The sequence below is a fragment of the Protofrankia sp. Cas8 genome (genome assembly GCF_963555845.1).
GTDB lineage: Bacteria > Actinomycetota > Actinomycetes > Frankiales > Frankiaceae > Protofrankia.
This window is the reverse complement of the sequence record NZ_CAUVXI010000103.1, coordinates 1-4,379: the sequence shown is the minus strand read 5'-3', so window position 1 is coordinate 4,379 and position 4,379 is coordinate 1. Positions and strand designations below refer to the sequence as shown.

General features: G+C 64.6%; 4 protein-coding genes. 1 reads left to right on the top strand and 3 read right to left on the bottom strand.

Annotation, left to right across the window (positions count from 1 at the left end):
- A partial coding sequence (locus tag U9977_RS15605) for a hypothetical protein (RefSeq protein WP_322749990.1) occupies window positions 1-1,023 on the bottom strand: 1,023 nt, incomplete at its 3' end.
- A 645-nt stretch (window positions 1,024-1,668) separates the two neighbouring features.
- On the opposite strand from U9977_RS15605, the gene U9977_RS15600 reads away from it, so the two are divergent.
- Entirely contained in the window at window positions 1,669-2,502 is an 834-nt protein-coding gene (locus tag U9977_RS15600; RefSeq protein ID WP_416210642.1) for an SAM-dependent methyltransferase, read from the top strand.
- Between the two features lie 164 nt (window positions 2,503-2,666).
- Here U9977_RS15600 and U9977_RS15595 read toward each other — a convergent pair whose 3' ends face one another.
- Window positions 2,667-3,524: an ABC transporter permease gene (locus U9977_RS15595; RefSeq protein WP_322749988.1), complete on the bottom strand. Its 858-nt coding sequence runs from the start codon at window positions 3,522-3,524 to the stop codon at window positions 2,667-2,669.
- A complete protein-coding gene (locus tag U9977_RS15590; RefSeq protein WP_322779280.1) occupies window positions 3,521-4,279 on the bottom strand; it encodes an ABC transporter ATP-binding protein in 759 nt (252 codons plus the stop codon). The genes U9977_RS15595 and U9977_RS15590 overlap by 4 nt, the downstream gene beginning before the upstream one ends.
- Window positions 4,280-4,379: the final 100 nt, after the last annotated feature.

Genomic DNA, 4,379 nt, shown 5'->3' with positions numbered 1-4,379 from the left:
GAGCTCCTTCTGCTTCGCGCTGGCGTCCGCGACCAGACCGGCCGAAAGGCTGAACCCGCTCGTGTTCATCTTGCTGACGATGTCGAGTAGGAGCTGGTTTGTCGGGCCGGGAGCTGCGACGTAGTCACTCTGCGCCTGCTGGAACAACGGCACGAGCTTGGCCAGGCAAGCGCTGTTGGCCGCCAGCTTGTCCTGTCGGATGGACAGTGCGGACTGATATACCGGGTACTCGTCGACAAGCAGGTATTTAACCGGCTTATTCCAGGCTTTCACATCATGTTCAAGGTGGTAGGGCTCGTTTGTGACGAAACCATGTTGCACGATCTTCCCGTCGGCTGCGACGAAACGGTCCGGGCTGCCCTGGTAGGACGGATCGACCTGCGACTTGTTCAGCAACCCCTCCCGTTCGAGGACGTCCACGGAGCTCGCGGCCGCGTAGGCCAGCACCGGCGCTCCCGACCGGCCGATATCGGCGATGCTCGTGAAGTTCCAGCTGGGGTCTCCCCAGAGAAAGACCTCCGGGTTCCTGTCATAGGACGAGAAGACCGCCACCGTCGGCACCTTTCCCGAGTTCTGGATCGCCTCGTCCGTGCCGACATAACCGAGCAGGATGTTGTCGTCCTGGGCCAGGAGCGCGGAGGGCTGCTGGTAGCCGGCTGCCGGACCACCAGACCTGATCTCGAGGTTGACCCCGGTACCGCCGAGCTGGCCGATCACCCGATTCTTGTTCTTGTCGATCGTCGGGTTCGGGCCGAGAAGCTGGTAGGTGAACCCTTGGTCCGCCTCCGGCCACCAGCTCGTCTGGACGACGACCGTGCTCGGGCAGAGCCCCTTCAGCGGCGTGGTGTAGCGGGACGTGGTCGCGGTGCCGCTGCCGGTACCCGTGCCGGTGCTGGTCGACGCGCCGGCCGGGCTGGGTCCGCCTGATCCATTCCCTGAGCCGCACCCGGCCAGTGCCAATGCCAGCACGGCGACGCACGCAGCCGCCGCACCGGTACCACGGTCAAGTCTTGATAGTCGCATTGCTCTCCTCGACTGGGGAACGGGAGTGATGGGGGGAACGAACGCGCACCGAAGCCTGGTCCGTCCACTGCGCCGTCACCAGTACCAGACCAATGCCGGACCAATATCGGACCAATACCTGGCCAATACCGGAGCGGGCCGATAACCGAGCCCTGCCCCCCAGCGGACAATCGGACCGAGCGACAGTAACGCGGGGTTGTCGCAGGTCAACAGAAACAGATTCGCGGATGCGATGGTGGCTAAGGACGTGGCAGCCGGTGCCCGCCTCGTCTACCACGTAAGGTCCTTTCGACCGAAAGCGGGGGTGATGACCGACTGCATCAGAGTGGTCCTCATTGTAGCGTTATCAGGCGCACGTCCCGCGATCCACACCTGGTCGGTGGCAGGCTGGCGAGGCAGCGATCGCCGGGCACTGATCGCCGTGCGCCGAAGCTGGCCAGGCCAACAGGGCATCGTGGCGGGCGACTGGTTGCCGTCGGGCGCTGAGGGCTACATTTGTAGTCAATCAGACTCAGATTTGTAAGGAGAAACATCGTCGTGAAAGAGGGCTCACCGACCGCCGGCAGTTCCGACCGGCAACAGCATTTCGAAACCCCCGCCGACTCGGCCGCTGCACCCCGGTCCTGGGACTTCAAAACCGCCGCGGTGTCGGCGGGCTCACCTCCGGGTGACGACTCCGACCAGGACGAGGCGCCCGTCATCAGCACGACCGTTGCGCACAATGCCAGAGTCTGGAACTACTGGCTGGGTGGCAAGGACCATTACCCCGTCGACCGCGAGGTGGGCAACCAGGTTCTCGAAATCTTCCCGGGCATCGGCCGCGTGGCCCGCGCAGACCGGGCGTTCCTCGGCCGCGCGGTCCGGTATCTGGCCGGCGAGGTCGGGATACGCCAGTTCCTGGACATCGGCACCGGGCTACCCACCGCCGACAACACCCACGAAGTTGCCCAGCGGGTGGCTCCGGATTCACGGATCGTCTACATCGACAATGATCCCCTGGTCCTGGTGCACGCTCGTGCCCTGCTCATCGGCACCGTTGAGGGCACCACCGACTACATCAACGCCGACGCCCGCAACCCCGATAAGATCTTGCTTGCCGCGGCGAAAACACTGGACTTCAGCCAGCCAATCGCGATCATGATGCTGGGAGTCCTGAACTTTGTCCTGGACACCGACGAGGCAGTCGCGATTGTGGATCGGCTGATCGATGCCGTACCTGCCGGCAGCTACCTGGTGCTCGCGCACCCCACCGGTGAACTGGGCGGCGAAGAGAACGCCGAATCCATGAAGTTCTGGAACGAGAACGCCACGCCCCCGATCACCCCACGCAGCCGCCAGGAGGTCACTCGTTTCTTCCGTCACCTGGAATTGCTGGAACCCGGTATCGTGTCCTGTTCGCACTGGCGGCCCGAACCGCCCGACGTGGATGGCCTTCCGGCGGAAGTGCCTCAGTTCGGCGCCGTCGCGCGAAAGCCCTGACGCGCCGGGAACCCGCCCTCCCCCGTCGATCGACTACGTCAATCGACGACGTCAGTCAACGACGTCAGTCAACGACGTCAGTCAACGACGTCAGTCGACGGGGGACCGTGCGCCTCGGCTCGCTGATCGAACGGAAGATGCAAAACAGGCTCTGCAGACAGGCGCTAACGCCGTCCGGACTCGTGCCACGGCCCGACGATCATGTGAGCGGCCAGGCCGAACAACCAGAACACGGCGAGGCCGAAAACGGACGAGACGATGACCGCCACGAACATCGGCCCGGAGTCCAGGCTCCGGGTGTAGTCGTCTATGAGCCGACCGATGCCCGGTTCCCCCTGACGGAAGAAGAAGTCGCCCACGATGGCGCCGATCACCGACAGGCCCGCGGAGATGCGGAGCCCGGTGAAGACCGCGGGAAGGGCGCCGGGGAATTCCAGCCGGCTCAGCCGTCGCCACCGGCTGGCTCGTCGCAGCGTAAACAGGTCGTGATGACCGGGATCCACGGATCGGAGGCCGAAAAGCGTATTCGTAATGATCGGGAAGAGCGCGATCAGGACGCACACCATGGTCTTGGACCAGAATCCGTAGCCGAACCAGAAGCCGATCAGCGGGCCGATCGCCAAAATCGGGATGGTCTGCAGCACCACAGCCCAGGGGTAGAACGCACGCTCGATCCAAGACGCCTGACTCATCAGGATCGCGAACACCATTCCGAGCGCCGACGCTATCGCCAGACCGACAAGAGCGACCGTCGCGCTTACGACCAGCGCCGAGAGGATTTCGTGGAACCTGGCCCAGTCCAGAAAACCTTCCGCCACCACCTGATGCGGCGGCGGTAACAGAAATCGTCGGCGGGGGGCAAAGAAAGCGTAGGTCACCAGATACCAGACGCCGATCACGACCGAGAAGACGACAATCGGGGGCAGCACCGTGCGCACCGCACCGGCCAGCCGGGAGGGCCTGCGTGGCGGGGTTTTCACCGACGCCGCCGCCAGGGACGCCGATTCGTCTACTGCGGTCATGCCAACGATTCCCGCAGCGCTTCGGAAACGCTCAGTGCGGTCCGGGTGAAGGCCGCGTCGAAGCGCAGCTTTCCATCCCGTGGATAGTCGAACGGCACCTCGATCCGCGCGAGCACGCGGCCCGGCCGGGCCGAGAGAACCACGACCCTCGTGGCAAGCAGAACCGACTCCATCACCGAATGCGTGACAAACAAGCCGGCGAAACGCTCCCGCGTGTACAGCCGCAGCAACTCGTCTCCGAGACGTTCCCGGGTGATCTCGTCGAGTGCGCCGAACGGTTCGTCGAACAGGAACAGTGACGGGCGCACGGTGAGCGCGCGCGCGAGCGACACACGCATCCGCATTCCACCGGACAGCGCCTTCGGACGGTGCCGCTCGAAGCCTGTCAATCCGGTCAGCGCAATGGCGTCGGCGACCAAGCGCCGCCGTTCCTCCTTCGCAACACCGTCGAGCTCGGCAAGCAGGCCGACATTCGCCTCGACGGTCCGCCACGGCAGCAGCGTGGGGTCCTGGAAGACATAGCCGGGGACGGCCGAGCCGACCGCCACCGTCCCGGACGACGCATCAGTCAGGCCCGACGCTATCCGTAGCAGCGTGGACTTGCCTGAACCCGAGGGCCCGACCACTGCCACGATCTCGGCGTCACCGACCGTCAAGGACACGTCCTGCAACGCCTGGGTCCCGTCCGGAAAGGTCTTCGCCACATCCTGGAACGACAATGCCGTACCCGGTGGGGCTGGCCGCACCGACGACACACGTTTCTCCTCGGGCTTCAGAGCCTGTTTCAGATCTTCTATCCGGCTCGCCACGCAGGTCCTTCCGACCGAGGGGTCAGACGATGACCAATTGCGTCAA